Annotated in this window: 25 protein-coding genes; 12 read left to right on the forward strand and 13 right to left on the reverse strand. The window is 60.6% G+C overall.

The window, feature by feature from the left end:
• Positions 1-620, forward strand: a 620-nt coding sequence (locus BN1143_RS00845; protein WP_042049302.1) for a lytic transglycosylase domain-containing protein, incomplete at its 5' end; no start/stop codon positions are given.
• A 124-nt stretch (positions 621-744) separates the two neighbouring features.
• Here the strand turns inward: BN1143_RS00845 and aqpZ are convergent.
• The 4 genes from aqpZ to BN1143_RS00865 form a co-directional block, all read right to left on the reverse strand.
• Positions 745-1,431 carry an aquaporin Z gene (aqpZ, locus tag BN1143_RS00850; RefSeq protein ID WP_017788518.1) on the reverse strand — a complete coding sequence of 229 codons (687 nt, stop codon included), beginning with the start codon at positions 1,429-1,431 and terminating at the stop codon, positions 745-747.
• Positions 1,432-1,757: 326 nt separating this feature from the next.
• Complete coding sequence (gene ruvC, locus BN1143_RS00855; RefSeq protein ID WP_005298649.1) at positions 1,758-2,279, reverse strand: crossover junction endodeoxyribonuclease RuvC; 522 nt, start codon at positions 2,277-2,279, stop codon at positions 1,758-1,760.
• A gap of 185 nt (positions 2,280-2,464) precedes the next feature.
• A complete protein-coding gene (locus BN1143_RS00860) occupies positions 2,465-3,373 on the reverse strand; it encodes a Gfo/Idh/MocA family protein (RefSeq protein WP_042049304.1) in 909 nt (302 codons plus the stop codon).
• Between the two features lie 207 nt (positions 3,374-3,580).
• Positions 3,581-3,967, reverse strand: a complete 387-nt coding sequence (locus BN1143_RS00865; RefSeq protein ID WP_005298645.1) for a hypothetical protein — start codon at positions 3,965-3,967, stop codon at positions 3,581-3,583.
• 540 nt (positions 3,968-4,507) lie between these two features.
• On the opposite strand from BN1143_RS00865, the gene BN1143_RS00875 reads away from it, so the two are divergent.
• Positions 4,508-5,041 (forward strand): DinB family protein, encoded by a 534-nt coding sequence (locus BN1143_RS00875; RefSeq protein ID WP_042049307.1) that lies wholly within the window; start codon positions 4,508-4,510, stop codon positions 5,039-5,041.
• On the forward strand, positions 5,038-5,472 hold the full coding sequence (locus tag BN1143_RS00880; protein WP_042049308.1) for a hypothetical protein: 435 nt from the start codon (positions 5,038-5,040) through the stop codon (positions 5,470-5,472). The genes BN1143_RS00875 and BN1143_RS00880 overlap by 4 nt, the downstream gene beginning before the upstream one ends.
• 61 nt (positions 5,473-5,533) lie before the next feature.
• On the opposite strand, the gene BN1143_RS00885 is transcribed toward BN1143_RS00880, so the two are convergent.
• Together BN1143_RS00885 and BN1143_RS00890 are read right to left on the reverse strand one after the other, a co-directional pair.
• Positions 5,534-6,016: a hypothetical protein gene (locus BN1143_RS00885; RefSeq protein ID WP_042049309.1), complete on the reverse strand. Its 483-nt coding sequence runs from the start codon at positions 6,014-6,016 to the stop codon at positions 5,534-5,536.
• Entirely contained in the window at positions 6,013-6,354 is a 342-nt protein-coding gene (locus BN1143_RS00890) for a DUF805 domain-containing protein (RefSeq protein ID WP_042049310.1), read from the reverse strand. The genes BN1143_RS00885 and BN1143_RS00890 overlap by 4 nt, the downstream gene beginning before the upstream one ends.
• Positions 6,355-6,545: 191 nt before the next feature.
• On the opposite strand from BN1143_RS00890, the gene BN1143_RS00895 reads away from it, so the two are divergent.
• Positions 6,546-7,586, forward strand: a complete 1,041-nt coding sequence (locus tag BN1143_RS00895) for a helix-turn-helix transcriptional regulator (RefSeq protein WP_042049311.1) — start codon at positions 6,546-6,548, stop codon at positions 7,584-7,586.
• Position 7,587: 1 nt separating this feature from the next.
• On the opposite strand, the gene BN1143_RS00900 is transcribed toward BN1143_RS00895, so the two are convergent.
• Positions 7,588-7,815 (reverse strand): hypothetical protein, encoded by a 228-nt coding sequence (locus tag BN1143_RS00900; RefSeq protein ID WP_042049312.1) that lies wholly within the window; start codon positions 7,813-7,815, stop codon positions 7,588-7,590.
• Between the two features lie 391 nt (positions 7,816-8,206).
• On the opposite strand from BN1143_RS00900, the gene BN1143_RS22255 reads away from it, so the two are divergent.
• Positions 8,207-8,803, forward strand: coding sequence for a hypothetical protein (locus tag BN1143_RS22255; RefSeq protein WP_156141270.1), 597 nt, complete (start codon positions 8,207-8,209; stop codon positions 8,801-8,803).
• A complete protein-coding gene (locus BN1143_RS21615; RefSeq protein ID WP_082038382.1) occupies positions 8,800-9,834 on the forward strand; it encodes a DUF262 domain-containing protein in 1,035 nt (344 codons plus the stop codon). Before BN1143_RS22255 ends, BN1143_RS21615 begins: the two co-directional genes overlap by 4 nt.
• 111 nt (positions 9,835-9,945) lie before the next feature.
• On the opposite strand, the gene BN1143_RS00905 is transcribed toward BN1143_RS21615, so the two are convergent.
• The 4 genes from BN1143_RS00905 to BN1143_RS00920 all read right to left on the reverse strand — a co-directional run bounded on the left by BN1143_RS00905 (position 9,946) and on the right by BN1143_RS00920 (position 17,112).
• Positions 9,946-12,351: a YgiQ family radical SAM protein gene (locus BN1143_RS00905; protein ID WP_042049314.1), complete on the reverse strand. Its 2,406-nt coding sequence runs from the start codon at positions 12,349-12,351 to the stop codon at positions 9,946-9,948.
• Between the two features lie 137 nt (positions 12,352-12,488).
• Positions 12,489-12,860, reverse strand: coding sequence for a hypothetical protein (locus BN1143_RS00910; RefSeq protein WP_010634698.1), 372 nt, complete (start codon positions 12,858-12,860; stop codon positions 12,489-12,491).
• A gap of 83 nt (positions 12,861-12,943) precedes the next feature.
• Complete coding sequence (locus BN1143_RS00915) at positions 12,944-16,063, reverse strand: efflux RND transporter permease subunit (protein WP_042049315.1); 3,120 nt, start codon at positions 16,061-16,063, stop codon at positions 12,944-12,946.
• Positions 16,063-17,112, reverse strand: a complete 1,050-nt coding sequence (locus BN1143_RS00920; protein WP_042049317.1) for an efflux RND transporter periplasmic adaptor subunit — start codon at positions 17,110-17,112, stop codon at positions 16,063-16,065. Before BN1143_RS00920 ends, BN1143_RS00915 begins: the two co-directional genes overlap by 1 nt.
• A gap of 208 nt (positions 17,113-17,320) precedes the next feature.
• Between BN1143_RS00920 and BN1143_RS00925 the strand changes: the two genes are divergently transcribed.
• Entirely contained in the window at positions 17,321-18,874 is a 1,554-nt protein-coding gene (locus BN1143_RS00925; RefSeq protein WP_042049319.1) for a sensor domain-containing diguanylate cyclase, read from the forward strand.
• Between the two features lie 33 nt (positions 18,875-18,907).
• On the forward strand, positions 18,908-19,774 hold the full coding sequence (locus BN1143_RS00930) for a patatin-like phospholipase family protein (protein ID WP_005298608.1): 867 nt from the start codon (positions 18,908-18,910) through the stop codon (positions 19,772-19,774).
• 72 nt (positions 19,775-19,846) lie between these two features.
• On the opposite strand, the gene BN1143_RS00935 is transcribed toward BN1143_RS00930, so the two are convergent.
• Together BN1143_RS00935 and BN1143_RS00940 are read right to left on the reverse strand one after the other, a co-directional pair.
• Positions 19,847-21,208: a sodium-dependent transporter gene (locus tag BN1143_RS00935; protein WP_025202051.1), complete on the reverse strand. Its 1,362-nt coding sequence runs from the start codon at positions 21,206-21,208 to the stop codon at positions 19,847-19,849.
• Positions 21,209-21,413: 205 nt separating this feature from the next.
• Positions 21,414-21,680 (reverse strand): helix-turn-helix domain-containing protein, encoded by a 267-nt coding sequence (locus tag BN1143_RS00940; RefSeq protein ID WP_005298604.1) that lies wholly within the window; start codon positions 21,678-21,680, stop codon positions 21,414-21,416.
• Between the two features lie 259 nt (positions 21,681-21,939).
• Between BN1143_RS00940 and BN1143_RS00945 the strand changes: the two genes are divergently transcribed.
• From BN1143_RS00945 to BN1143_RS00960, 4 genes are all read left to right on the forward strand, one after another.
• Positions 21,940-22,536, forward strand: a complete 597-nt coding sequence (locus BN1143_RS00945; RefSeq protein ID WP_042049320.1) for a hypothetical protein — start codon at positions 21,940-21,942, stop codon at positions 22,534-22,536.
• A gap of 309 nt (positions 22,537-22,845) precedes the next feature.
• On the forward strand, positions 22,846-23,880 hold the full coding sequence (locus BN1143_RS00950) for an OmpA family protein (RefSeq protein ID WP_010634702.1): 1,035 nt from the start codon (positions 22,846-22,848) through the stop codon (positions 23,878-23,880).
• Positions 23,881-24,311: 431 nt separating this feature from the next.
• Positions 24,312-25,313 carry a porin OmpA gene (gene ompA, locus BN1143_RS00955; protein ID WP_005298595.1) on the forward strand — a complete coding sequence of 334 codons (1,002 nt, stop codon included), beginning with the start codon at positions 24,312-24,314 and terminating at the stop codon, positions 25,311-25,313.
• A gap of 218 nt (positions 25,314-25,531) precedes the next feature.
• Positions 25,532-26,584 (forward strand): OmpA family protein, encoded by a 1,053-nt coding sequence (locus tag BN1143_RS00960; protein ID WP_025202054.1) that lies wholly within the window; start codon positions 25,532-25,534, stop codon positions 26,582-26,584.
• Positions 26,585-26,650: the final 66 nt, after the last annotated feature.

Raw genomic sequence — 26,650 nt, forward strand, 5'->3', positions numbered from 1 at the left:
CTCCGGGGGTGCTGCCACCACCCGAGCCGACCAGCCCCCCGCTGCCGCCCGGTACCCGCCAGATCCAGGTCTACAAGTCGGTGCAGAAAAACGGCGTGGTGCGCTACTCGGACGTGATGCCGGATCAGGGCCACTATGAGCTGCTGCTGTTCAACGACTGCTACGCCTGCGACCCCGACTCCAAGGTCAACTGGCACACCACGGGGCTGTTTCTCTATGACTACGCCAGCACCATCCAGGCGGCGGCCAAGGCCTATCAGGTGGAGCCGGCCCTCATCCGGGCGCTGATCCACGCCGAATCCGCCTTCAACCCCCTCGCCGTGTCCCGCAAGGGGGCCATGGGGCTGACCCAGCTGATGCCCGCCACGGCGCGGGAGCTGGGGGTGGGTAATGCCCTGCTGGCGGAGCAGAACATCTTCGGCGGGGTGAAGTACCTGGCGGGGCTGCTCAAGCAGTATGGTGGCAACGTGGCGCTGGCCACCGCGGCCTACAACGCCGGTGCCGGCGCGGTGCAAAAGCATGGGGGCATCCCCCCTTACGCAGAAACCCGAGCCTATGTGGAACGGGTGCAACTGCTACGCCAACGCTACAAAGACATGCTGAGCGCCAAGGGGTTGTAAGCCCCTCCTCTCTTGTCGACGACCAAACACCCCTGCGGGCCCTTGCGGCCCGTTTTTGTACCCGCCAGAAACGAAAAAACACGCCCGAGGGCGTGTCGATACCACACTTTGTTGCCCTGACGGATCAGGCTTTGGTCGCGATCGCGCGATAGGCCAATGCACCCAGAATGGCACCGACGATGGGTGCGACCCAGAACAGCCACAGCTGGCTCAGTGCCCAGTCCCCCACGAAGAAGGCCACGCCCGTGCTGCGCGCCGGGTTGACCGAGGTGTTAGTCACCGGAATGCTGATGAGGTGAATGAGGGTCAGGCACAGGCCGATGGCGATAGGGGCAAAACCGGCCGGGGCCCGGCTGTCAGTGGCGCCCATGATGACGAACAGGAAGAAACCGGTCATCACCACTTCACACACCAGCGCCGCCAGCATGCTGTAGCCGCCCGGGGAGTGCTCACCATAGCCGTTGGAGGCAAAGCCCGCCGCCAGATCGAAACCGGCCTGACCGCTGGCAATCACATAGAGCACCGCCGCTGCCGCAATCCCGCCCAGCACCTGAGCGACCATGTAGGGCAGCACGCCGGAGGCCGGAAAACGACCGCCGGCCCAGAGCCCGATGGTCACGGCCGGGTTCAGGTGACAGCCCGAGATATGGCCGATGGCGTAAGCCATGGTCAGCACGGTCAGACCGAAGGCCAGTGCCACGCCGAGCAGGCCGATGCCGACGTTCGGAAAGGCGGCGGCCAGCACGGCGCTGCCGCAGCCCCCCAGCACCAGCCAGAAGGTGCCCATGAATTCAGCTGCAAAAGGTTTCACTTCTCGACTCTCCCAATGATGGATGAAGCGGGAGCCCAGGGCTCACCGGGCCGCACCACGCGGCCGGCGCATATTATGGGAGTCAGGATCGGGCATGCGAAGGGAGGGGGGCACGGTCATAAAACGTGACATGCATCACAAGCCGTTGATTAACTGAGAGGATTGTCGTTAGCGACCGATCAGGCAGCCCTTCTCGGTGAAGAGGAGGTGCGACAGAAAGTGACCCTTTTGAGGCTTCTACCGACAGCCGCCGCTGCCAGAAGAGGCAACTCGCCGGTGTATGGCCGGTTGTCCGACAGTGCCGCTATCACAGCGGCATGCACGGCTCAGCGGTAGCGACCGCGCACCGATCCCGTGCTGCGTCCGGCCATCTTGATCAGGATCTGACGGGTATGGAAGTGGCAGAGCGCCACCCCGAGGGCATCCGCCGCATCCGCCTGGGGGGTGGCCGAAAGCTTGAGCAGGTGGGTCACCATATGCTGCACCTGCTCCTTGGCGGCGCCGCCGGTGCCCACCACCGCCTGCTTGATCTGGGTGGCCGAGTATTCGCTCACCGGCAGCAGGGCATTGACCGCCGCCACGATGGCGCTGCCGCGAGCCTGACCCAGCTTCAAAGCGGAATCGGCATTACGGGCCATAAAGACCCGCTCGATGGCGAACTCGTCCGGCTTGAACTGGGTGATGATCTCGCTCACCCCGTCATAGACCTGCTTGAGGCGCGACGGCAGCTCCCCCAGGTCGGTGCGGATGCAGCCCGAGCCCAGGTACTCCGCCTTGCCCGCCACGATGCGAATGACCCCGTAACCGGTGATGCGTGAACCCGGATCTATCCCCAAAATAATGCTCATAGACTCGCTGCTGCTCTGAAGGCCGTTTCTGCTCGCCAAGATAGCAAACAAGCGCCCGCTTGGCTTGCGTGGCAGCGCCCCCGCCAATCAACTGCGCAGGGATGCGCCATCTCATACAGTGGTCCGGCGATTTTTTCGCCCGCCGCCCCGCCGATGGCCCTGGCAAACCGGCGCGGCGATCACCTTCACTCCCCCACCAGGGTGACCAGTTGCTCCGCCAGCCGGTGGCCGTGCAGGTAACTCTCAATCAGCGCCCCGTCGGCCCGCCCCGTCTCAATCTGCTGATACCAGTGAGCCAGCATGGCGACAAAACCCCGTTGGGTCAGCACCGGCTGCCAGTCGTCGGGGGCCAGGGTCAGCACGCTCTTGTCTCGGGCCATCGTGCCCCGGGTGCAGTTCTCGATATGCAGGGAGAGGTTGTCGCCATAGGCGTCTATACGCTCCTCGGTAATGCCAGCGCTGCGATTCATGCTGCCGCTCACCGCCACCTGCCCGCTCTGCCAGGCCACGCTCACCCCGGCCAACAACTCGGGTTGGCGGGCACAGCGCCGCAGCACCGCATGCAGATCCCTATCAGGTGTGCCACCGTAGTAGCAGAGGCTGTCGAGCACATGGATAAAGTCGTCGAACAGAAATGTGCGCGGGGCCCCCGCTAGGGCATGGCGGTGCTTTTGCCAGTTGAGTTCGGTGAGCGGCTGGCCGCGGGCTTCACTCATGGCGGGCAGATAGCGGCGGTTGAAGCCCACAAACAGCGGGCTGTTCTTGGCGATGGCGATATTGGCGAGGCTCTCTACCCCGGCAAACGTGTCGCATAGCGGCTTGTCGACAAAGGTGGGGATGCAGGCGCGCAGGCATTGGGTAGCCAGCTCAAGGTGCACCGCGGTGGCGGCGTGGATCATCACCGCATCCGGGCGGCTTGCCAGCAGGTCAGCGACTTCGGTGAAGCACTCGGCAATCCGGTACTGACGGGCCAGCTTATCCAATACCGTCGAATTGCGGGTACAGAGCAACGGGGTGACTCGCTCGTCACTGGCCAGCAGCGGCAGATAGGCTTTCTGGGCGATATCACCAAGACCTACGAGGGCAATGCGCATGACAACTCCTTGTTTTATCAGGCACGCGTGGGCAGGGTCAGTGATGGCGAACGCCTTCGCCAACCGGCCAATGCAAACTGGCAGACAGAGTAGCACTCCCCTCCTCTCCCCTCCATCGGCGGCACCAAAAGCAACAGGGGCGACCCGCCGGTCGCCCCTGTTTCTGCATCTGTTGCTTGCATTACACGCCGAATCGGCCTGCGAGGATCAGCCCCGTGACAGCCCTTTGAGGGACTGGCAGTCGTAGTAGGTGACCCGCGGCTTGTCGTTGTAGTTAAGGTCGATCACCCCGAACAGCATTTTACGGGCGGGGATATAGACGTGGACATAGTTGGCCTGCTTCTCGTCGGCCACCTTGACGCTCTCCTGGTTGTTGTTCAGATAGGAGTTGAGCAGTCCTGCGCTGCTATAGCGCTCCAGCAGGTTCATCGGGAGCTCTTCGTTGTGCTTGAGGGTGCACAAGTTCTCCGGTTTGGGCGGAAACTGGCCCACCACCACTTTGCGCCCTTGCGGGCTGGTCTTGTCAACAGAGGTCATGCTGCCGGCACAGGCCGTCAGCGCCAGCGCGGGCAACAACAGAAACAGTTTTTTCATGGGGTCTGAACTCACAGATGGCGGGCCATCCCGGCCCGGTTTTGCCGCGGTGTTGACCGCGACGCTCGCCGCCGCCATCACCGCTGTCGCTTTTTTGATATCTCTCGCCGAGCAGGCTCGTGTCGCGAGTGGCGCGCATCTTCACACCCGGCCCTTCGTTATTCAATCACTATTCAATCAACAGGGCGGGAAGAGTGTAACCAGATATTTCAGGGCATCTGGCCGCTCTTTTGCCACCTCTCTCTGCCCTGCAAACCTGGCGGCGGCACTGGCTTCGGACGAGTGTCTCTGGCTCCCCCGTCCTTCAGGGACGTTCGGGGATAACGGCCTTATGGTCATCCCTATGTAACTGATTGATCACCTTATGTTTCACCAGCCAGAGCGAGAGCGGATCATAGGCTGGCAGGCCCATGGAGCCCGGCTGACCGCGTACTGGCAGCAACCGACCTGCTGTCGATACCGCCGCAGAACAGGTTTCATATCGGTCTCTTCTTGGCTACCATGCCCACCTTTCAAGGAGCAGATGAGGGCAAGGAACCGATGAACAACGAGACGCTGCAATCCCTTTTTCATTACAAGCGCTGGGCCGATGACGAACTGCTGGCGGCCCTCGCCACCCTGGATGCCGCGCAATATGGCGAGGCTCACCACATGGCCCTGCGCATCTTCAACCATATCCATGTGGTCGATGCCATCTTCAAGGCCAACCTGCTGGGGGAGCCCCACGGTTTTACCGCCACCAATACCCCCGAGACGCCGACCCTGGCGATGCTGCACGGCGCGGTCACGGCACTGGATAACTGGCTGGTAGAGTATGTAGCGACCCTGAGCCCGCAGGCGTGCAACACCCAGGTCCGGTTTCAGTTCACGGATGGCGACCAGGGGCAGATGAGCCGCGCCGAGATGCTGCTGCATCTGGTGACCCACGGCGGCTATCACAGGGGGGCCATCGGGCGCATTCTGGTGCAGTGCGGCATCACGCCGCCGCGCGATACCCTGACCACCTTTTTGCATCGCAGCGAACCCGGGCGGCGAGGTGATGCTGCCCTTGCACATGGCGAGGCTCGTCCATGATGCCCGCCTGTCTGCGGCTCACACCGCTGCTGCTGCTCGGGCTGCTAAGCGGCTGCGCCGCCGCCCTCGATCACTACTCGGGGCGCTTTCGCAATACCCTGGTGTCGGGGGAGACCCGAACGACCATTCGCGCCGAACTGGGCGAGCCCCAGCTCTGCCAGCAGGCCACCTTTCTGACCGAGGATAAGGTGCAGGGCTGCGATCGCTTTACCGTGCTCGGCAAGATCCACAAGCGCGCTGACGGCAATGGCCAGGCCACGGCGAGCGCCGTGACAATGGGGCTGGGGGAGCTGATCCTGGTGCCCATGACGGTGGCCAGCGTGGCGGCGGACTACACCGAGCGTCACACCATTACCGTCTATTACGATCGGGACGATCACTATCTCTTTCACACCCTGCTCAATGCCAAGGGGCAGGAGATCTGGCAGTAAAACAATCAGCACCGGCCAGTGGACCTTCTTTGGCCGGCGCTTTCTCCCAACGAGGGAGGCCTTATTGACAGCGCAGCGCCGGTTTGTCTTCCAGCAGCCAGGCTATCCAGCGCCGCCGCGAGTTCAGCACAAACCCTTCGTCTGCCGCGATCCCGCTGACGATATAACCGTCGGCCGCCGGGTCAGCGGCCTCGCGGGAGAAGATGAATTCGCTGCTGTTCACCCGCTCCCCCTTGCTGAGCGCCGCATCGAGCCGCGGCGTCATGACGACGATGGCCAGCCCTGCAGTGGAGTCGATGCCAAGGCCGCTACTCGCCACCTTGCCGACAGCCACCGGCACTCGGATGGCGCAGTGACGCCCCTCGGCATCCGTGGTGGTATAGGTTCCCTCCCCCACCCGCCCTTGCATCCACAGCAGCTCGCCACGGGTCAGGCTGTCGACCTGCAGCAGGCCCCGCGCCCCCTTGGGAAAATCGTGGGGATTGTCGACGGCAACCACCGCCAGCGAGCAGCACAACATAAACAGCCAGAGTGCGTGTCTCATGCCGATGCCTCCTTGCCATCATGGCTTGCCCCACTTTGCTGCGCCAGCAAATAGATAAGCAGCAAGGGCCCCACGGCCGGCACCAGAAAGACCCAGCCCCACCAACCGGAGCGGCCGGTGTCGTGCAAGCGACGCACGATAAGCGCAATCAGGGGCACGCTGCTCACCAGGCCATAGCTCAGATCCAGCCAGCCCAGATTGGCAAGCAGCACGTCCAGCCAGATGCAGATCAGGGTGACCAGCAGATGGCCCAACATGAACCACCCACATTCAGCCCGGGTGGCGCGACCCGAAAAATCCAGGGCGCGTTGCCACGCCAGCCAATAGAAAGAGAACATGGATACCTGCCTTTTATGGTGATTGAGAGCCCTTATCATGGGGAGCAAAGCGCCCCCCGGCGTCCTCAAACCGGTTTCAGGTCGTCCTCGAACCGCGCCCGCGCCATCATGGGCTTCATTCACCTGACCCAAGCCGTTATGCTGGCATGCCGCCGCCGGTCAACGGCCACTCTTTGCACACGGGATACATGATGCTGGCCATACCCATACCCTTTATCGTCTCCTTGCTGCTGGCACTGCTGGCCGCCGTCTTGCTGGCACGCCTTGGCCGGGCGGCCAGAACGACCGCCCTCTTTTTGCTGCTGTGCGCCATTACCACCGGCGTGGTGGGGCTGCGCTGGACATTCGATCTGGCGCTGCTCACTCTCGCGCAGCCGATCCTCGCCTCACTTATTCCGGTGGCCGCCTGGCATATCTTCAGCCAGGCCAGGGCGCCTAGCGCCCGCTTCTCCTGGCTGCACGGCGTCGGCCCCGCGCTGGTTGCCCTCGGCATGCTGACCCACAACTGGTGGCCACTGCCGCTGGATGGCCTGCTTACCGCCATCTATCTCTGCTACGGCATCGCGTTGGTGCGCTTCTCCGATAAGACGCAGCTACTGCTTTATGTCTCGTTCAATGAGTGGGAGGGGGTCAGGCGGGCAGAACATATCGCGGGCTGGATGCTGCTGTTTTCGGCGGCCATCGACGCCGCCGTCTCCCTCGACTTCGCCTTCAATCAAGGCCAGCTGGCGCCTTATATCCTGTCGCTGGGCCACCTGATGCTGGTGCCCATGCTGGCGGCGGCCGTGGTGATGGTAGGGGTCAATACCCCTGATGCAGAAGAGGAGGAGAGACCCACTTCCGTTCCCGAACCCGCTGAGAAAGCGCCGCTGCTGAGCGACGATCGTGCCCGGGAGATAGTGGCCCAGCTCGATAACCTGATGAAGGAGAAAGGCTGCTACCTGGATCCTGAGCTGACCCTGGCCCGTCTCTCACGCAAACTGGGCATTCCCGCCAAGCAGATCTCCAGTGCCGTCAATCTGGTGCGCCAGCAGAGCATCCCCAGGGTCATCAACGAATATCGGATTGCCCATGCCAGGCAGGCTCTGCTGAACACGGATGAGAGCATCACCCAGATCTTGATGAACGCCGGTTTTCAGACCAAATCCAATTTCAATCGCGAGTTTCAGCGCATCACCGGCCTGACTCCCAGCCAGTTCAGAGCAAGGCGCGACCTGTCGGCCGCCTCCTGAATCAGTCGCCGGCTCTCGCTTGCGACCGGCGATCCAGCCACTTGCCCACTCTGGCCCCCAGCTCGGCGCAGACCAGCGCCGTCACGGCGGCCCAGAGCATCTGGTTGCCATCAAAGCCCGCCTGCTTTTCAAACAGGAAGGGCACCAGCAGGTTGAAGCCGATAATCCCGAGCAGCAATCCAAGGCCACTGCCCACCTTCTCCCTGCGGGATCGCATCTTTAACGCCATCTGATTGCTCCTGTTGGAGTGAGATAAAGGGGCACCTATCGCCCCTGGATATCCCCGGCAAGATAACAAAGCCTCCCCCGATGAAGACAGTCATCTTTTTAGGGGATGAGAATAGCCATATATGCCCCTTTCAAATCCATTTGCTGATCCAGTTCAAAAAACAATGCAATTCTGATGGTTACATCATTTTAAGGCTCGCCTAGTCAGCTTCATTTGGCTTACCATAGCCATCCAGAACCTGTTGAGCTGCGATGGGTTGCTGTCAGCGCGGGTCAAGGGAGCATATTGGAAGCTGTGATCCACGGGCGGTAGCGTGAGATTCTGTGGCATTATGCCTTGATCCATAAATGGGTTTCCTATATTTTCATATTTACATTTAATAGAATAAATTATGGACTTAAATACTCTAAAACGCTGTCTTGTCGAGCTAGAACCAGATGATTTTGTCAATGAACATATAGTTAATGCAGCCTCACTCCATGTTACTGAAGAACAAATAGAGTTCATCAGGATTCGTATTAGTGAAGCGGTTGGAATAGATATCGCATCATCAGAAATTGTTATTGTGGGTTCTGCAAAATTAGGCTTTGGACTTTTTAACAAAAAGAAACGTGATCAAGCCCACTTACCTGCATTTCGTCCATTTGGTCCAGAGTCAGATATAGATGTTGCAGTTTGTTCACCACAATTATTTGATACAGTGTGGAATGAGCTATCTGATTATGCGTTAGCAAAACCTTGGATGCCACACAAGATGAACAAAACTGGAGACTATCTTGTCTATGGTTGGCTACGTCCAGATCAAGTTCCCTTCGAAGCTAGACTAAGAACTCTTGATTCGTTTAAAGATCGCTTAATGCAGCTATCTAGAACACCTCAGTTAATGAGAAGGAAGATTAGCGGAGCTATCTATCGTGATCTTACTTTCCTCAAAAAATACCAAGTCAGAGGCATATCTCACTGCCGAAAGGAGTTAATTATTCCATGAAAACAGCAGCAAGCAATAAAAAGGTTCGTGAGCTTATTCAGTTGGTTAGGGAAGGAAAACTAATTCCTAGACCAGAATTTCAAAGAAGGCTTGTTTGGTCTAGAGAAGATAAAGATCATTTTATAGACAGCATCTTACGTGGTTACCCTTTTCCCGAGATTTACTTTGCCGATGGTGATGTAGATTTAGAAACAGGACAAGGATCTCAATTGCTGGTTGATGGATTACAAAGAGTAAGTACAATCATACAATACTTTGATGCAGACCCAGACTTAAGATTATTAACCGTCCCTGCATACCGAGATTTAACTGAAGACCAAAAACGTAGCTACCTTCAATATGATGTTGCTGTTCGTGACTTAGGTGCTCTTACAAGAGAAGAAGTTATAGAGGTATTCAAGAGGTTAAATGCAACCAAATACTCATTGCTGGATATTGAGGTCAATAATGCTCTTTATGCTGGAGCTCTAAAGTCTTTTTGCGAAACCGTTGCAGAATATGAGTTCTTCGAAAAGCACTCTACTTTTAGAGCTAGTGACTATAAGAGAATGGGCGATCTTCGTTATGCACTCACAATCGTTGGTACAATGATTCAAGGCTATTTTAATAGGGATGATATATTTGAGGGTCTACTGAGCAGGTATAATGATGACTTTAACGACAAAGATGAAATAAAAGGTCGTCTTGAGAGAACTCTTGCATATGTTGACGAGTGTGGATTTAATCCTAAATCAAGAGTTTGGAAAAAAGGTGACCTATTTACCTTAATAATAGAGCTAGACCAGTTGATAAATATTGAGCAGAGAACTTTATCCCCTGCTGATACTGTAGACAGGTTAGAATCTTTTTATGATCAAGTAGACCAGATAGGATTAGATGGTGATACTCTTCACTCTGTATACTATAAGGCAGCATTACAAGCTTCAAATGATAGAATCAATAGGATTAGACGAGGAAAAATCATTCACAATATGATTTGTGGCGTTGGTGAAGAAATAACATTAGCTGAATTAAGAGATGCAGGCCTATGAGCTTCATTTAACTCTACATCTCCTGCTGACTTCTAGTTGTTTATTAAATAATAAAAAGGCGACCATCCTCTGGTCGCCCTTTTTATTTCTATCACTTTCCAATCAGGAAACTCACCGCGCCGGTCGCTTGGCACCATTCCCTTTGGCCGCAGGCTTGCCGCCTTGGGTGGCGGGTTTGGTGCCCGGCTTGGCTGAGCCTGCGCGGGTCGGCGCCTTGCCCTTGTGAGCCGATTTGCTCTTACCAGCACTCTGGCCTGCGCTCTGCGCGGCGGGTTTGCCGTTCCCTTTACCCAACTTGAGCTCGGAGCCCACCGGTTTGCCATTGCTCGCCTTGCCGCCATTTCTGCTGGCTGCCGGGGCATTGCCTGCACCGGCCTCGCTGCGAGCGGCCTTGTTGCCAGCCCCATTACCACGCTGATGAACGATATTGCTGTGACGGGTCAGGGCAGGTTTCAGGCCCTTGCTGCGGCTGCGCTCGGCCTTGGCTTCGCCACGGCCTTCCGGCGGCACCAAGCAGTCGGGACCGTTACCGATCAGGTGGCCCTTGCCCATCTCCAGCAGGGCTTCGCGGATCATCGGCCAGCCGGCCGGATCGTGGTAGCGCAACAGCGCCTTGTGCAGGCGACGGCGACGCTCCCCTTTCACCACGAACACGTCCCCGCCCTGGCGGCTCACCTTGTTGAGCGGGTTTTTCTCGGTGTAATACATGGTGGTGGCGTTGGCGAGCGGCGACGGGTAGAAATTCTGCACCTGATCGAGCTTGAAGCGGTTGGACTTGATCCAGAGCGCCATGTTCACCATGTCCTCATCCGTGGTGCCCGGGTGGGCGGAAATGAAGTAGGGGATCAGGTACTGCTGCTTGCCCGCCTCTTTGGAATACTTGTCGAACAGCTCCTTGAAGCTGTAGTAGCTGCCCATGCCCGGCTTCATCATCTTGGAGAGCGGGCCCTCCTCGGTGTGTTCCGGCGCGATCTTGAGGTAGCCGCCCACGTGGTACTTGGCCAGCTCCTTGATGTAGCGCGGATCTTCCACCGCGATGTCGTAACGCACCCCGGAGGCGATCAGGATCTTCTTGATGCCCTTGAGGTCGCGCGCCTTGCGATAGAGGTTGATGGTCGGGCTGTGGTCCGTGTCCATGTGCGGGCAGATGGTCGGCCAGACGCAGGAGGCGCGCCGACAGGTCTGCTCTGCCTTGGGGCTCTTGCAGCGGAGCTTGTACATGTTGGCGGTGGGGCCGCCCAGATCCGAGATGACGCCGGTAAAGCCCGGCACCTTGTCGCGGATCTCTTCGATTTCTTTCAAGATCGACTCTTCCGAGCGGCTCTGGATGATGCGCCCCTCGTGCTCGGTGATGGAGCAGAAGGAGCAGCCGCCGAAGCAGCCGCGCATGATGTTGACCGAGGTCTTGATCATGTCGTAGGCCGGGATCTTCTCGTTGCCATAGGCCGGGTGCGGCACCCGCTGGTACGGCAGGCCGAACACCCCGTCCATCTCGTCGGTTTCGAGCGGGAAGGCAGGCGGGTTGACCCAGATGATGCGATCGCCGTGGGGCTGGGAGAGCGCGCGGGCGCAGCCGGGGTTGGTCTCGTGGTGCAGGATGCGCGACGCATGGGCGTAGAGCACCTTGTCCTCCTTCACCCGCTCGAACGCCGGCAGCTTGACGTAGGTCAGCTCCCAGGGTTTTTGCTTAGGGGGCTGCACCAGGATGGGCTTGGCCTCCTGCTCCATCGGCGCAGTGCCCTCATCATCAGAGCAGGGGGCCCCTTCCATATAGGGGTTGGGGATGGGATCGATGCGGCCAATCTGGTCGAGCTTGCTCGAATCCACCCCGCGCCAGCCCGGCAGCGGCTCCTTGCGGATCACCGCAGTGCCGCGAATGTCCTGCATGGTGTCGATGGTCTCGCCACCTGCGATGCGGTGAGCCACCTCGATCAGCGGCCGCTCGGCGTTGCCGTAGATGAGGATGTCGGCCTTGGCGTCGATGAGGATCGAGCGACGGATGGTCTCGGACCAGTAGTCGTAGTGAGCGATGCGGCGCAGGGATGCCTCGATGCCGCCGATGACCACGGGGACCTCTTTATAGGCCTCTTTGCAGCGCTGGGTATAGACCAGGGTGGCGCGATCCGGCCGCTTGCCGCCCACATCCCCCGGGGTATAGGCATCGTCGTGGCGCAATTTCTTGTCGGCGGTGTAGCGGTTGATCATGGAGTCCATGTTGCCCGCCGTCACCCCATAGAAGAGGTTCGGCTTGCCCAGGCGCATGAAGTCATCTTTCGATGACCAGTCCGGCTGGGCGATGATGCCGACCCGAAAACCCTGGGATTCGAGCATGCGGCCGATCACCGCCATGCCGAAGCTCGGGTGATCCACATAGGCGTCGCCTGTCACCAGCACGATATCGCAGCTGTCCCAGCCGAGCTTGTCCATCTCCGCGCGGGACATGGGCAGGAAGGGCGCCGTGCCGTAGCACTCGGCCCAGTAACGGGGATAGGAGAAGAGGTTGGTAACCGGCTGCATTTTGACCACCTGGAACAATTCGGGTCGCGCATTATACCGGCAGAGCAAGGCGGGGGCGACGGCTTTTTGCCCCTACGATAGATGCGGAAAAGGCGAGCCAGCGGGGCTCGCCTCAAAAGTGCGGGTCGATGGTCGGCTCAGGCCAAGGCGCGGGCCAGCACGATACGGTTGTAGTGACGCTGCAGCAGCTGATAACCCCCCAGCAGGCACCAGACCAGGGCGGGCGCCAGAAACACCGGGTGGGTGGCCAGACGCAGCATCAGCAAACCCAGCAGGATCAGCGCAAACGGTCGGCTCTCGTAGAGCCACAGCGGCCAGCCCTGCTTTCGCATCAGCCGGTGCTTGTCTGGGCGGCGATAGGCGCCGCGCCGAAACCAGGCCAGCGAACCGGCCAGATAGAGTGCCAACCCGGCCAGCAACAGCCCCGGCTGATCGGCAATCCCCAACAACAGCAAACCGCTGCCCATGTAGGCAAAGGGCAGCGGCTCATAAATGGCTGATGGCAACATGACTCACCTCGAGTATCAAACTGGCTACATATTAACCCGCAGCCATTTGCTTGCCAGCCTCTGCCCCTATATGGGGGGCCGCATCAGGCGGCCGGTTTGTCCTGCTGCGAGGCGCCCTCGCTGGCGGCCAGTGCCTCGTCCACCTGTTGATCCCGCGCGCCAGTCATGCCGGCCCGTCTGGCCAGCAGATGGTAGATGGCGGGCACCAGCAGCAGGGTCACCAGGGTCGCCAGAGAGAGACCGAAGAAGACCACTGTGCCCACCGACATCCGGCTTTCATACCCTGCCCCCATGGAGAGCATCAGCGGCACGGCCCCTATGATGGCGGTGAGCGAGGTCATCAGAATGGGGCGCAAGCGGCGCACCGAGCCTGCGACGATCGCCTCGTCAAACCCTTCGCCACGCTGGCGCAGCTGGTTGATGAACTCGACGATCAGGATGCCGTTCTTGGTCACCATGCCGATCAGCATGATCATGCCGATCTGGCTGTAGATGCTCATCTCCTGCCCCGTCAGCCAGAGGCCGAGCAAGCCGCCGAAGATGCCGAGCGGCACCGTCACCATCACCACCGCCGGGGTCAGCATGCTCTCGAACTGGGCCACCAGCACCAGATAGACCACCAGCAGGGCCAGAGCGAACACCATCACCATCTCACCCTGGTTGTCGCGATAGTCCTTGGACTCGCCGGCATAATCCACCGTCATGCCGTTTGGCAGGTTGGCATTGGCCCAGCCGTCCAGGTAATCCAGCGCCTCGCCCAGGGTATGGCCCGGCGCCAGATCCGCGGTCAGGGTCACCGCCTTCTGGCGCTGGTAGTGATTGAGGCGCTGCGGGCTCGCCACCTGCTTGACGGTGGCCAGGGTCGAGAGGGTCACCATCTCGCCGTTGGCCGCCTTGAGGTAGATGCGGCTCAAGTCGGAGACGCCGTTGAAGTCGCGCTGGTTGGCGCGCAGATAGACGTCGTACTCCTCCCCTCTGTCTACATAGGTTGTCTGGCTGATGCCGCCGAGCAGGGCCTGCAGGGAACTCGCGACGGTGGAGACCGGGATGCCGAGCTGGTTGGCCCGATCCCGCTCTATGGTCACCTGCAGCTCCGGGGTCTTCTCGGCATAGTCGAGATCCGGCGTCTCCATCAGACCGCTCTGGGCCGCCGCCTCTTTCAGGGCTAGCCCCTGCTGATAGAGCTCAGCATAGTCGGAGCCCTGCAGCACGAACTGCACCGCCGCAGTGGAGCCACCGCGAAAACCCGGCTGGAAGGTGCGGATCATCACGTCCGGAATGCCGGCCAGCCGCCCGCTCAGGGACTTGGCAAACTCGGTGGCGGTTTCATCCCGCTCGGCCCAGTCGGTGAGCTGGATGATGGCCATGCCGGTCTGATCGCCGCCGCGGCCGAAGGCCGGGGTGCTGAAGCTCATGGCCTGCACCACCCCCTTGCCGAGCAGCGGCATGATGGCCGCCTCCACCTGCTGCATGTTGCGCTTCATCCGCTCGATGCTGGTGCCCTCGGCCCCCTTGACGAACACGTAGAGCACGCCCCGGTCCTCGGTCGGGGTCAGGCTGGTGGGCAGCTGGGCAAACAGGGCGCCAATACCGCCCAGGCAGAGCACCAGCACCAGCGGGGTCCAGCGCGAGTGGTGCAGCACCCAGCCGAGCAGCCGGCGGTAGTGGGTCTCCACCCAGCCGAGGCCGCGATCGAGCGCCGCCGTCAGCCGGTTGGGTCTATCCACCGAGCGCATCAGCCAGGAACCCATGGCCGGGGTCAGGGTGAGCGCAATCAGCGACGAGAAGAGCACCGCCAGCGACAGCAGGATGGCGAACTCGGTAAAGAGCCGGCCCACCATGCCATCCATGAAGGCGATGGGCACGAACACCATCACCAGTACGGCGGTGGTGGCGATCACCGCAAAGCCCACCTCGCGGGTACCGTGCCAGGCCGCCAGCAGGGGCGGTTCGCCGCGCTGCAGATGGTGGTGAATGTTCTCCACCACCACGATGGCATCATCCACCACCAGACCGATGGCAAGAATAAGGGCAAGCAGGGTGATGAGGTTGATGGAAAAGCCCAGATACCAGGCGCCGATAAAGGCAGAGATGAGGGAGACCGGCACCGTGATGGCCGGAATGAGGGTGGTACGCCCCTGCCCCAGGAACAGGTAGAGCACGGCCACCACCAGCACGGCACAGATGGCCAGCGTTTCGTACACCTCGTCGATGGCCTGCTTGATGAAGATGGTGGAGTCGTAGTCGACCTCCAGGGTCGCCCCCTCCGGCAGGAAGCGCTGCATCTCGGCCATCTTCTTCTCGACCCCCTGCGCCACCGCCAGCGGGTTGGCGGTGGACTGGGCGACTATGCCGATCCCCAGGCTCTCGCGGCCGTTGCGCTGGTAGGCGCTGTCTTCGTTCTTGGCCCCCACCTCCACATCGGCGATGTCGGCCAGATAGATGCTCTGGCCGTTGGCGGCGGTGCGCACCTGCAGCGCCTGGAAATCGGCGGCGGTGTGATAGAGCCGGGCGATCTGCACCGCCATGGTCATGCTGTTGTTGCGGATCTCGCCCCCCGGCAGCTCGATGTTCTCACGCTTGAGGGCGTCCTGCACGTCCGCCACCGTGACGCCGCGCGCCGCCATGTCGGCCGGGCGCAGTCGCACGTACATCACCTGGGTCAGATCGCCGGAGAGGGACACCTCGCTCACCCCGTCCACCAGGCTCAAGGGATCCACCAATACCCGGTTGGCGTAGTCGGTCATGGCGGTGCGGTCCATCTGGGTACTGCTGAAGTTGAGCCAGACCGCCACGTCGCCGTTGCCGTTGTCCTTGGTGACCAGAGGTTCATCCACCTCGTCCGGCAGCTTGGGGCGGGCGCGGGAGATGGCGTCGCGCACATCCGAGATCCCCTCCACCATGTTCCAGCCGAGCTTGAACTCCACCGTGATGACAGAGCGCCCCTTGCGGGTCACCGAGTTGATGTTCTTGATGCCGCTGATGCCGGAGAGCTGATCCTCGATGGGCTTGGTGACCTGGCTCTCCATGACGGCGGGGGCGGCCCCCTCGTACATGGTGGTGATGGAGACGGACGGCGTCTGCACGTCCGGCATCTCCCGCACCGTCAGCTTGGAAAACGCCACCAGACCGAACACGGTGAGCAGCGCGCTCAGCACCACCGCCACCAGCGGGCGGCGCACGGAAATATCGGAGAGCCACATCAGCCTTTGACCTCCGCCAGATCGTGCACGCTGACGCCGTCACGCAGGTTGACCAGCCCCTCGACCACGATGCGATCGCCCACCTTGAGCCCTTCGGTCACCCACACCTCTTCGCCATGGGTATCCCCCAGCACCACCGGTACCCGTTTGACCTTGCCATTGGGTTCGAGACGATAGACGAAGCGCTGCTCGCCGGCATACTCCACCGACTGGGCCGGGATCAGGGTCATCTTCTGCGGCGGCAGGGAGAGCTCGACGTTGAGCAGCATGCCGGGGCGCAGCTGACCGTCAGGATTGGGGATGATCACCCGCGCCTTGATGTTCTGGGTATCGTTGGAGACGCGGCTGTCCAGGGTCTCCAGCACGCCGCGAAAAGATTGGTCAGGCCAGGCCGAACTGGTCGCCGTCACCGCCATGCCGGGGCGCAGCAGGGAGAGGTAGCGCTCGGGCACCGCCAGATCGAGCCGCAGCTTGGCCAGCTCGTCCAGGTGGAGCAGGGTATCGCCGCTGTTGACCAGGGCCCCTTCGCTCAGATCGATGAGGCTGACCGAACCGTCGAACGGCGCCAGTAGGGTGCGCAGGGAGAGCTCGTACCTGGCGGCATCGGCGCGGGCCTGAGCCTGGGCAACCGTGGCCTCCTGCCCTTCCAGCTCGGAGGTGGTGATGGCACCGCGCGCCACCAGCCGGCGCATGTCCCGCAGCTTGCGGGTCTCGTCGCGCACGCTGGCGCTCTGCTCGGCCAGCTCCGCCTGCTGCTTGCCGGCGTCGAGGGCGATCAGCACGTCCCCCTGCTTGACCTGCTGGCCGGAGCGCACCGCAATTTTAACGATGCGGCCGGTCACTTCGGGGCTTATCACCACGGAGCGATTGGCGGCCAGCTTGCTCACCAGCTTGATGGAGGGCTCGGCCAGGCTCTGGCTGACCGTCTGCGCCCGGATGTTGACCTGACGTGGCTGGGGTTTGCCGGCAGGGGCAGAGTGGCGGTAATACCAGCCGGCGGAAATCAGCAGAGAGAGGCAGGCAAGCACCAGCCAAGTACGCATTTTCATCAAGCAATCCATGAAATTAAGAGAAAAGAGGGCACTTCATCAATGATGGTCACCATGTTACCCCCTGACTATGCCGTGACTATGTATAAATGTGACAAAACGTAACAGAAACGGCGATATTTGATTGAAATAGCAGTAGCAGAAGACGGGCTTCACGATTGTGCCCTAAACTGATGCTCCGAACCTGTCCGGATCCCGCCTAACGCCTATGCCAGAACCCAGACCCCATTTTGTTACCTATCGCCTGCAATGGCTGCTCTGCGCCTTCGTCGCCCTGCTGCTTGCCATCACTCTCAAGCTGACCCTGACCCAGGTCACCGACCATTATCAGAGCGACACCCTCAGCACCGCCTCCCGCCTGAAATCCCAGTTTCAACAGATGGAAACCTTTCTCGAGGCTATGCGCGGTCAGGCAGAAGAGCGGCTGCGCAGCAACCCGCAATCCGCCCTCACTCTCCAGCTCTATGGCGCCCTGCGGGAGAATGGCGACCAGGGTTTTGCGCTGGATCGGGTGCCAGCCGACCTGCCCAAGGGGCTGAGCGGCAACCTGACCGGGCTGGGATCACTGCCAGCCCCCGGCAGCGAGCGGGCCGCCAGACTGCACCTGGCACTGAGCCTCTCCCCCCTGCTCTCCACCGCCAGCAAGCTGCTGGGGGACAAGGTCGGCTGGATCTACTTCACCGGGGTCGATGACTTCCTCTACCTCTACCCCTGGGTTCCCTCCAGCCAGTTCCATTTTCAGCGCAGCATCTATCTCAAGTCCTACTGGCAGGATGCCCTGAAGCAGAAAGAGAAGAGCCTGCGCGCCACCGTCTCGCGCCCCTACGAGGACTTTGCCGGGGCGGGGCAGATGATCACCCTGTCACAGCCCATCGTGAAGGATCAGGTGCTGGTGGGGGTCATCAGCATCGACGTGCTGCTCTCCCGGCTCGAACAGCTGCTGCGAGAGTCTACTCCCGGTATAGGCACCCTGTTTCTGGTCAACCAACATCAACAGATCCTGGCCAGCAGCGTGAAGGAGGCAGGTCTGCGCCCAAAGCCGATGGCGACGCAGGCTGGCTATCGCTGGCACCAGGGAGCGTTTCAGTTCCAGCACGCCATTCCTGACACCGAGCTCATCCTGCTCCATCGCGTCCCTTTGCCTTCCCTGCTGTGGGCCCTGCTCAGTCAGTCCGCACCAACCCTGATCGCCCTCTTCTTCATGGCCTGGGCCGTGCTCGCCAACCTCAAGTCTCGCCGTCTGAACCGGCAGCTGGATTACCTCTCCAGTCACGATGCCCTGACCGGCGCCTTCAACCGCCACTACTTCGACGAGTTCGAGCGCCGCCATCAACAGCGCGGGGGCAGCGTCGGGGTGATCATGTTCGACTGCGATCACTTCAAGCAGGTCAACGACCGCTTTGGCCACGAGGTGGGCGACCAGGTACTGATCCAGCTGGTGCGCCTGTGCCAGCAGCACCTGCGGCGGGAAGATGCCCTGATCCGCTGGGGCGGCGAGGAGTTTCTGCTGCTGGCGGCCAAAGGAGGCGAACCACTCGACCAGCTGGCCGAACGGTTGCGCCAGCACATCGCCAGTCACCCCTGGCAGGCGCTGGCGCCAGCGCTGGCTGTCACCATCAGCCTCGGCTATCACCACGGCAGCGCCGAGACGCCGCTGCAGGAGGTCATCAGGCGGGCCGACGTGGCGCTCTACCAGGCCAAGGCCAACGGGCGCAATCGCAGTGAACCCTGGCAGGATGACGGCGCCGGCAACTGCGGGTAAGCTGATCCCCTCACTCATGTTCGGAGAGACAAAGTGGCACGAAAACCCCGTGTGGGACTGGCTCTTGGCAGCGGCGCGGCCCGTGGATGGGCACATATCGGCATCATACGGGCGCTGGAGCGACTCGGTGTCAAACCGGATCTGGTGGCCGGCTGCTCCATCGGCAGCTTTGTAGGCGCCGCCTATGCCGCCGGTGAACTGGACAAGCTGGAGAGCTGGGTGCGTGGCTTCAGCCGCTTGCAGGTGGTCAGCCTGCTCGATCCGGCCCTCTCCGGCGGCCTGTTTCGCGGCGAGAAGGTGTTCGGCATCGCAGCCAACCATTTAGGGGATCCCGCCATCGAGAGCCTGCCGCTCCCCTTCGCCTGCGTCGCCACCGAGCTCGATACCGGCCGCGAGATCTGGCTTCAGCAGGGGCCGCTGCGCCAGTGCGTGCGCGCCTCCTGCGGCATGCCCGGCATCCTGACCCCGACCCGGGTCGACGATCGCTGGCTGGTGGACGGCGCCGTGGTCAACCCGGTGCCCATCTCGCTGGCCCGCGCCATGGGGGCCGAGGTGGTGATCGCGGTCAACCTCAACGCCGACATGCACCAACCCTGGACCGACGAGCCGGACGAACCGAGTGGCGGCAACCGCTTCAGCCAGTGGTTCAACCGGGGCGACAGCCCCAACACACCCGGCATGTGGAGCGTGATGACCGGCTCCATCAACATCATGCAGGAGCGTATCACCCGCGCACGGATGGCTGGCGACCCGCCCGAGATCCAGCTCTGCCCGCGCCTTGGCAGCTTCTCCATCATGGATTTCCACCGCGCCAGCGATGCCATCAACGAAGGCGAAGCCTGCGTCGAGCGCAACGCCGATCAGCTCAAGGAAGAGTTATCCCGCTTAGGCCTCATCTAGCACGGTTCACCGGATCCGCATCACCAACAAAAAGAGCGCCTTGCGGCGCTCTTTTGCTGTGGGAACTGCCGGCTAAAACAGCCCCAACCCCTTGAGCATCACGATCAGGATCAACAGCGGCGACACGTAACGGATGATGAAGAAGAGCGGCTTGAGGATGGCCAGCTCCAGCTCGCCACCGTTGGTCAGCGCCTCCTTCATCCGCTCGAAGCCCCACACCCAGCCCACGAACAGGCAGAGGAAGATGCCGCCAAGGGGCATCAATACGTTGGAGGAGACGAAGTCGAACAGGTCGAAGAAGGTCTTGCCGGCGATATGAACGTCCGCCAGCGAGCTGTTGGAAAGCGCGCAGGTCGACCCCACCGCCCCCAGCACCAGCAGGTTGAGCAGGGTTGCCTTAGGGCGGCTCATGCGGAATCGCTCGGAGACCACCGAGACCGGCACTTCCAGGATGGAGAGCATGGCACCGGTGGCGGCGATGGCGGAGAGCACGAAGAACAGCACCATGAACAGGTGGCCGAACGGAATGCTGGCAAACACCGCCGGTATGGTAATGAACAGCAGGGAGGGGCCGGCGGTGGGCTCAAAGCCGAAGGCGAATACCGCCGGGAAGATGGCGATGCCGGCCAGCATGGAGACAAACAGATCGGCGCACATCACCCGGAAGGTGGTCAGCGGGATGTTCTGATCATCCCGAAAGTAGCTGCCATAGGTCATCATGCAGCCCATGCCGATGGAGAGCTTGAAGAAGGCGAGCCCCATGGCGGTCAGCACCACCCCGGCGGTGATCTTGGAGAGATCCGGCGAGAACAGAAAGTGCAGCCCCTGGCTGGCCCCGGGCAGGGTCAGGCTGCGGATGCCGATAACGAGCAGCAGGATGAAGAGCACCGGCATCAGCTTCTTGGTGACCGCCTCGATCCCCTTGGAGACCCCCATCAGCAGGATACCCCCCATCAGGATCAGCACCAGCCACTGCCAGAGCAGGCTCTGCAGCGGGTCGCTTATCAGCGCCCCGAAGGCCGCCCCGGTCACCTTGGGATCGGTCGACAGGATGGAGCCGTCAACGGCCTTGAAGATGTAGGCAAAGACCCAGGCCGCCACTTCGGAGTAGAAGGACATGATAAGGAAGGCTGCCAGCACGCCCATCAGGGCGATCAACCACCAGGGCTGCCCCTTGGGGGCCAGCTTGCTGAGGGTGGTGACGGCATCGGACTTGCCTTTTCGCCCCAGCATGATCTCCGAGATCATCACCGGCAGGCCGACCAGCAGCGTCGCGATCACATAGACCAGCAGGAAACCGGCACCGCCGTTTTCGCCCGTCAGGTAGGGAAACTTCCAGATATTTCCCAGCCCGACGGCTGAGCCCAGGGTGGCGGCAAGAACGCCGAATTTGCTGGTAAAGCCATCTCTGGCCTTGGGAGTGATTTGACTCATGCTTGTCTCACTGTGCGCATCATGCGAGGGGTACTGCTAATTTTAGCGGTCGGAATTTTCTGAGGATTGATTCGGCTTGCCAAGGTATTTTCGTGAAAAGCCTTGGTGAGAGCACAATTAGCCAAATTTAATTAAATTAATTAGATATTTGATGGATAAAAAAATGCCGCCTCGAGGGCGGCATTTTTGTCAGGGCTCAATCAGCTCAAGCCTTGGCAATATCGTCCGGGCCGATCTGGCCGATCTCGGCGACTTTCTTGTCAGCCAGCAGCCAGAGGGTGAACTTGTGCAGTTCCGGGTGGTGAGCCAGGGCCACCAGGAAGGCGCCACCAACTTCACGATAACCCAGCTCATAGTTCTTCAGGGTGGTCGGGGGAACGCCCAGCAGATCAGCAAACTTGGGACGGCTCAGGCCGACTGCTTCACGGATCTGACGGATCTTCTTACCAACAGTTACGATATTTGAATTCATATTGTTCCATACTCCGTACGGCGGATTGACTCCACCTTTATTTTTCGCGACGACTCGTAGTCAAGTGTATCAGTTTTGAACGGACTCGTTATGGTCGAGTCTCTATCTTTAATCAGCGTCTTTCGACGACAACCCTTGCAAACATCGGGGATGGTAATCGCTCAACCGCCTCAGGTAAACAGTCTCGAAAAGAAACCTTTATTGTTGCCACAGGAATTACTCGTATAATCCGCGGGCTATCCCTTAAGAGTAAGAACCCATGGCACTTCCCGGCATAATCTCCTGTTTACACCCGGTATCCTCCCCCGCAGAACTCAGTCGCCAATTGCAGCAAGGCCAGCAGACTCGCGCCGAAGCCTTCTGGTTGCCCGCCGCCCTGCACGATCAGGCGGCAGCAGTTTTGGCTGCGCTGGATGACAAGAGCAGCCTGTTTCTCGACCAGCCCGTTGCCGGACTTTCCCTGCGCAGCCACGACGGTGTCATGCAGGAAGCGGGAACCCTGCTGCTTGGCAATGGCCAGCAGCTGACACTGGCCAGCACAAGAGGGGATGGCGGTCTGGTCCCCACCAGCGCGCTCGCCGAGATGGCCGACTGGCTCGAGACGGGCCACCGCCACTTTTGCTGTTCAGCTGCAGTACAGCCTGTGGCCCGGGCCATCCTCAATATCTGGCCCCTCGATCCCTACCTGGCCCGGCATTTTTTGGTCAGTTTTACACCCTTACTGTGCGAAGCAACCGAGGCCGATTATCTGGCGGTGTTCCAGGCGAGGGAATCTCCCGCCATGGCGCAATCTGACTGGGTTCAGGCCTATATGAAACTCGAAAAGAGACTGCACAGATCCTATTTGGATCACTAATTAATCTGGATAAACAGCCAGTTACCCACACGACACAATCTGCCATATGAATTATGTGTGAGCTTGATCATGTTTTGAATTCGGCATAGAGTGCGCCACGTCATCGGAATGACACCGGCTGTTCGTGAAGGGGTGAACCATTGTTTTGGCAATGTCCCCCGCTCGCTAGTGCACCAGGAATGCGTGCCTCCCGGAAGGAACCGGGATCCCTGCCAGACTCAACGCTGTTGTTCGGCAGAGCCTGCAGCTTACATAAATTAAAAAGTGCGAAGCACGTGAACAACGTGCCATCTCAACGAGGATTTTTTTATGATGAAAATGGCTCCTTCCCTGATCGCCATCGCCATGGCTGCCATGGGTGCAACTGCCGCTCACGCCGCTGACGACATCTACTTCGGTGCCGGTGCCGGTGCTGCCCACTTCAACGGTCTGAACAAGATCGATGGCGGCGGTTACGCTGGTACTGAAGACGCTGCTGCTGCCAACGCCTTCGTCGGTTACAACTTCACCGAGAACTTCGGTACCGAATTCGGTTACCAGTACGCTGGCCGCGGCAACACCGACGGTCTGCGTTACGAGAACCAGGGTGCCACCCTGTCCGGTATCGCTCGTCTGCCGCTGGGCGGCGACTTCTCCGCTTTCGCTGAAGGCGGCGCCTACTGGGCTCACACCGACGGTCTGGGCACCAGCGACACCAAAGTATCCCCGCTGGCTGGTCTGGGCGTGACCTACAAGGTCAACGACGCGCTGGATCTGCAAGCTCGCTACCGCTACATGTGGGACGTGGCTGACCTGCACGCAGGCGACGCCCCGGACGACGTACGCTACAAGTCCAACCAGAGCGTTGCGACCCTGGAAGCCGTATACCACCCGTTCCGTACTTCCTACGTAGCTCCGGCTCCGGCTCCGGTTGTTGAAGAAGCCCCGGCTCCGGCTCCGCAGGTAGTTGAGAAGAACTTCGCCCTGAACTCCGACGTGCTGTTCGCCTTCGGCAAAGACAGCCTGAAGCCGGAAGGCGTTGCTGCCCTGAACGCTCTGTACCAGCAGATCGTTGAGTTCCAGCCGAAAGATGGCAACGCTGTTGTCGTTGGTTACACCGACCGTATCGGTTCCGACGCCTACAACCAGAAGCTGTCTGAAGCCCGTGCCCGCACCGTTGCCAACTTCCTGGTCAGCAAGGGTATGGCTGCCAGCAAGGTTGCCATCGAAGGTCGTGGCGAAGCCAACCCGGTTACCGGCACCAAGTGCAACGGCGTGAAAGCCAAAGCTCAGCTGATCTCCTGCCTGGCTCCGGACCGTCGCGTAGAAGTTCGCGTATCTGGCGTACAAGAAGTTCAGAAGTAATCTGACTCCGTTCAGATAATGCGAAAAGGGGATGCCACGGCATCCCCTTTTGTTTTCCTACCGCCTGTTTTTGAGCAAAAACACTGCAACCAGCGTCACTTCCTGTCAAATCGTTTCCCTCGGCTTCCTTCTCCACAATCACCGCAGCGCCGCGCCAGTGCTGGATATCTGTACAGAAACTTGATCCGTGCGAGTCAAAAGAATACAGTAAACCCGCTTGTAAGGTATTGGATGAACTATTAAAAGTGCATTCGGCCCGGTTAGTTGTCCATGAAGCCAAGGCTTCGTGAGTATCCAGGAACCATCTCTTTTTTCATTCAGACCAACCGTGGTTCACCATGGAGGTCGCAGCGTGACTGTCATCTGCGGCCGGTATAACTGAAAGAGTGCGCAGTACGCCCTAGCACGGCAAACTCAACGAGGATAAAACGATGAAAATGAAAATGGCACCCACCCTGATTGCTCTGGCCATCGCAGCCATGGGCACCACCACCGCTCAAGCCTCCAACGACTGGTACACAGGTATGGGCGCAGGTTGGGCTTATGGTCACGACCTGGACGACTTCGGCAAAGACGCAGACAAGGACGCCACCGCGCTCTCCCTGTTCGGCGGCTACAACTTCAACGAGAACTTCGGCGCCGAGCTGGGTTACCTCTATGCCGGCAAAGGCGGCGTTGACGGCGTTGACTTCAAGACCCAGGGCGCGACCCTGTCCGGTCTGGCCCGTCTGCCGCTCGGCGACATCTTCTCCGTGTTTGCAGAAGGCGGCGCCTACTTCAACCACGTCAACGGCAACGGCAGCAGCGACAACGGTACAGCCCCGCTGGCCGGTCTGGGCGTGACCGCCAAGCTCTCCGACCTGCTCGATCTGCAAGCCCGCTACCGCTACATGTGGAACCTGGGTGACGAGCAGAAGACCTGGGAAACCGACATGAGCGTGGCGACCCTGGAGCTGGTGATGCACCCGAACCGCACCACCTATGTGGCCCCTGTGCCCGCCCCGGCACCCGAGCCCGTTCCTGAGCCGGTGATGGTCGACAAGAACTTCTCCCTGAGCTCGGACGTGCTGTTTGCCTTCGGCAAATCCACTCTGAAGCCGGAAGGTGTGGCCGCCCTGAACACCCTGTATCAGCAGATCGTTGACGTTCAGCCCAAAGATGGCAGCGCCGTGGTCGTCGGTTACACCGACCGCATCGGCTCCGAAGCCTACAACCTGAAGCTGTCCGAAGCCCGTGCCCGCACCGTGGCCGACTTCCTTGTCGGCAAGGGTCTGCCGGCTGGCAAGGTCTCCATCGAGGGTCAAGGCAAGGCCAACCCGGTCACCGGTACCCAGTGCAACGGCATCAAGGCCAAGGCTCAGCTGATCTCCTGCCTGGCGCCGGACCGTCGCGTTGAAGTGCGCGTCACCGGTGTACAGCAAGTTCAACAGTAAGTCGTCAGCCCGCTGACCATGAAGGAGGCCATCAGGCCTCCTTTTTTATTCCCCTCGTCAGGCCCGCCAACCTGCTCCGCTTTTGTGCGCATTTCTGTGCACATTTCCTGCCAACCTGCCCCGTCAGCTGGTTAAACGCTCTGCATCACCTATAAATAGTGGTGGTTGTACTCAACAGGGCTTGCGCCCTACTACACCAGCATCGACGAGGATACGCGATGAACATAAAAGTAAAACCGGTTTGGATTGCATTGGCATTGGCGGCCACGGGTGCCCAGGCGGCGCCGGACAACGACTGGTACGCCGGGGTGGGTGGCGGCTGGGCCATCGCTCACGATCTGGGTGACTTTGGCAAGGATGCGAGCAAGGACGCCACCGCGCTCTCCCTGTTCGGCGGCTACAACTTCACCGAGAACCTGGGAGGTGAACTGGGTTACCTGTCGACCGGCAACTGGGATGTGCAGGGCAATGACTTCAGCAGCCAGGGCGCCACCCTGTCGGTGATTGGGCGGCTGCCGCTGGGGGATATCTTCTCGGTGTTCGCCGAGGGGGGGGGTTACCTCTACCACGTCAAATCCGTCAACGGCGGTGACAACAACCTGGCTCCGCTGGCCGGTCTCGGCCTCACCGCCAAGCTGCACGACTGGGTCGACATCCAGGCCCGCTACCGCTATCTGGTCCGGGTCGGCGACGATCCTGACAACGACAAGGTGGGCAGCGGTACCCAGCGCTGGGTCAGCGACATCAGCACCGCCACCCTGGAGCTGGTGATCCACCCCAACCGCAGCAAACCGGTCGAGCCGGCTCCAGCGCCCATGGTCGTTCCCCCGCCACCGCCCGCCCCCGAGCCGGTGGATCAGACCTTCAACCTGAGCTCGGACGTGCTGTTTGCGTTCGGCAAGGCGGATCTCAAGCCGGAGGGGATGCAGGCACTCGACTCGCTCTACCAGCAGATCGTCGACGTCCAGCCCAAGGATGGCAGCGCCGTGGTGATGGGCTACACCGACCGCATAGGCACGGATGCCAACAACCAGAGGCTGTCGGAGGCCCGCGCCAGCACGGTCGCCAACTTCCTGATCGGCAAGGGGCTGCCCGCCGACAAGGTGAGCATCCAGGGCAATGGCGAGAGCAATCCGGTCACCGGCAGCCAGTGTGATGCCATCAAGGCCAAAGCTGCCCTCATCGACTGCTTGGCCCCGGATCGCCGGGTGGAAGTGCGGGTCACCGGTACCCAGGGAAGCGCCGCGCCGGAGATGCCAGCAGAGCAGTGAACCCGGCCGAGCAGAGGGCCGGACGTGTGACCAGGTGCAGATGACAGCGCGCCGGCCAGCAAGCCC

It is taken from the genome of Aeromonas dhakensis (assembly GCF_000820305.1).
In the GTDB taxonomy this organism is placed as follows: Bacteria; Pseudomonadota; Gammaproteobacteria; order Enterobacterales; family Aeromonadaceae; genus Aeromonas; species Aeromonas dhakensis.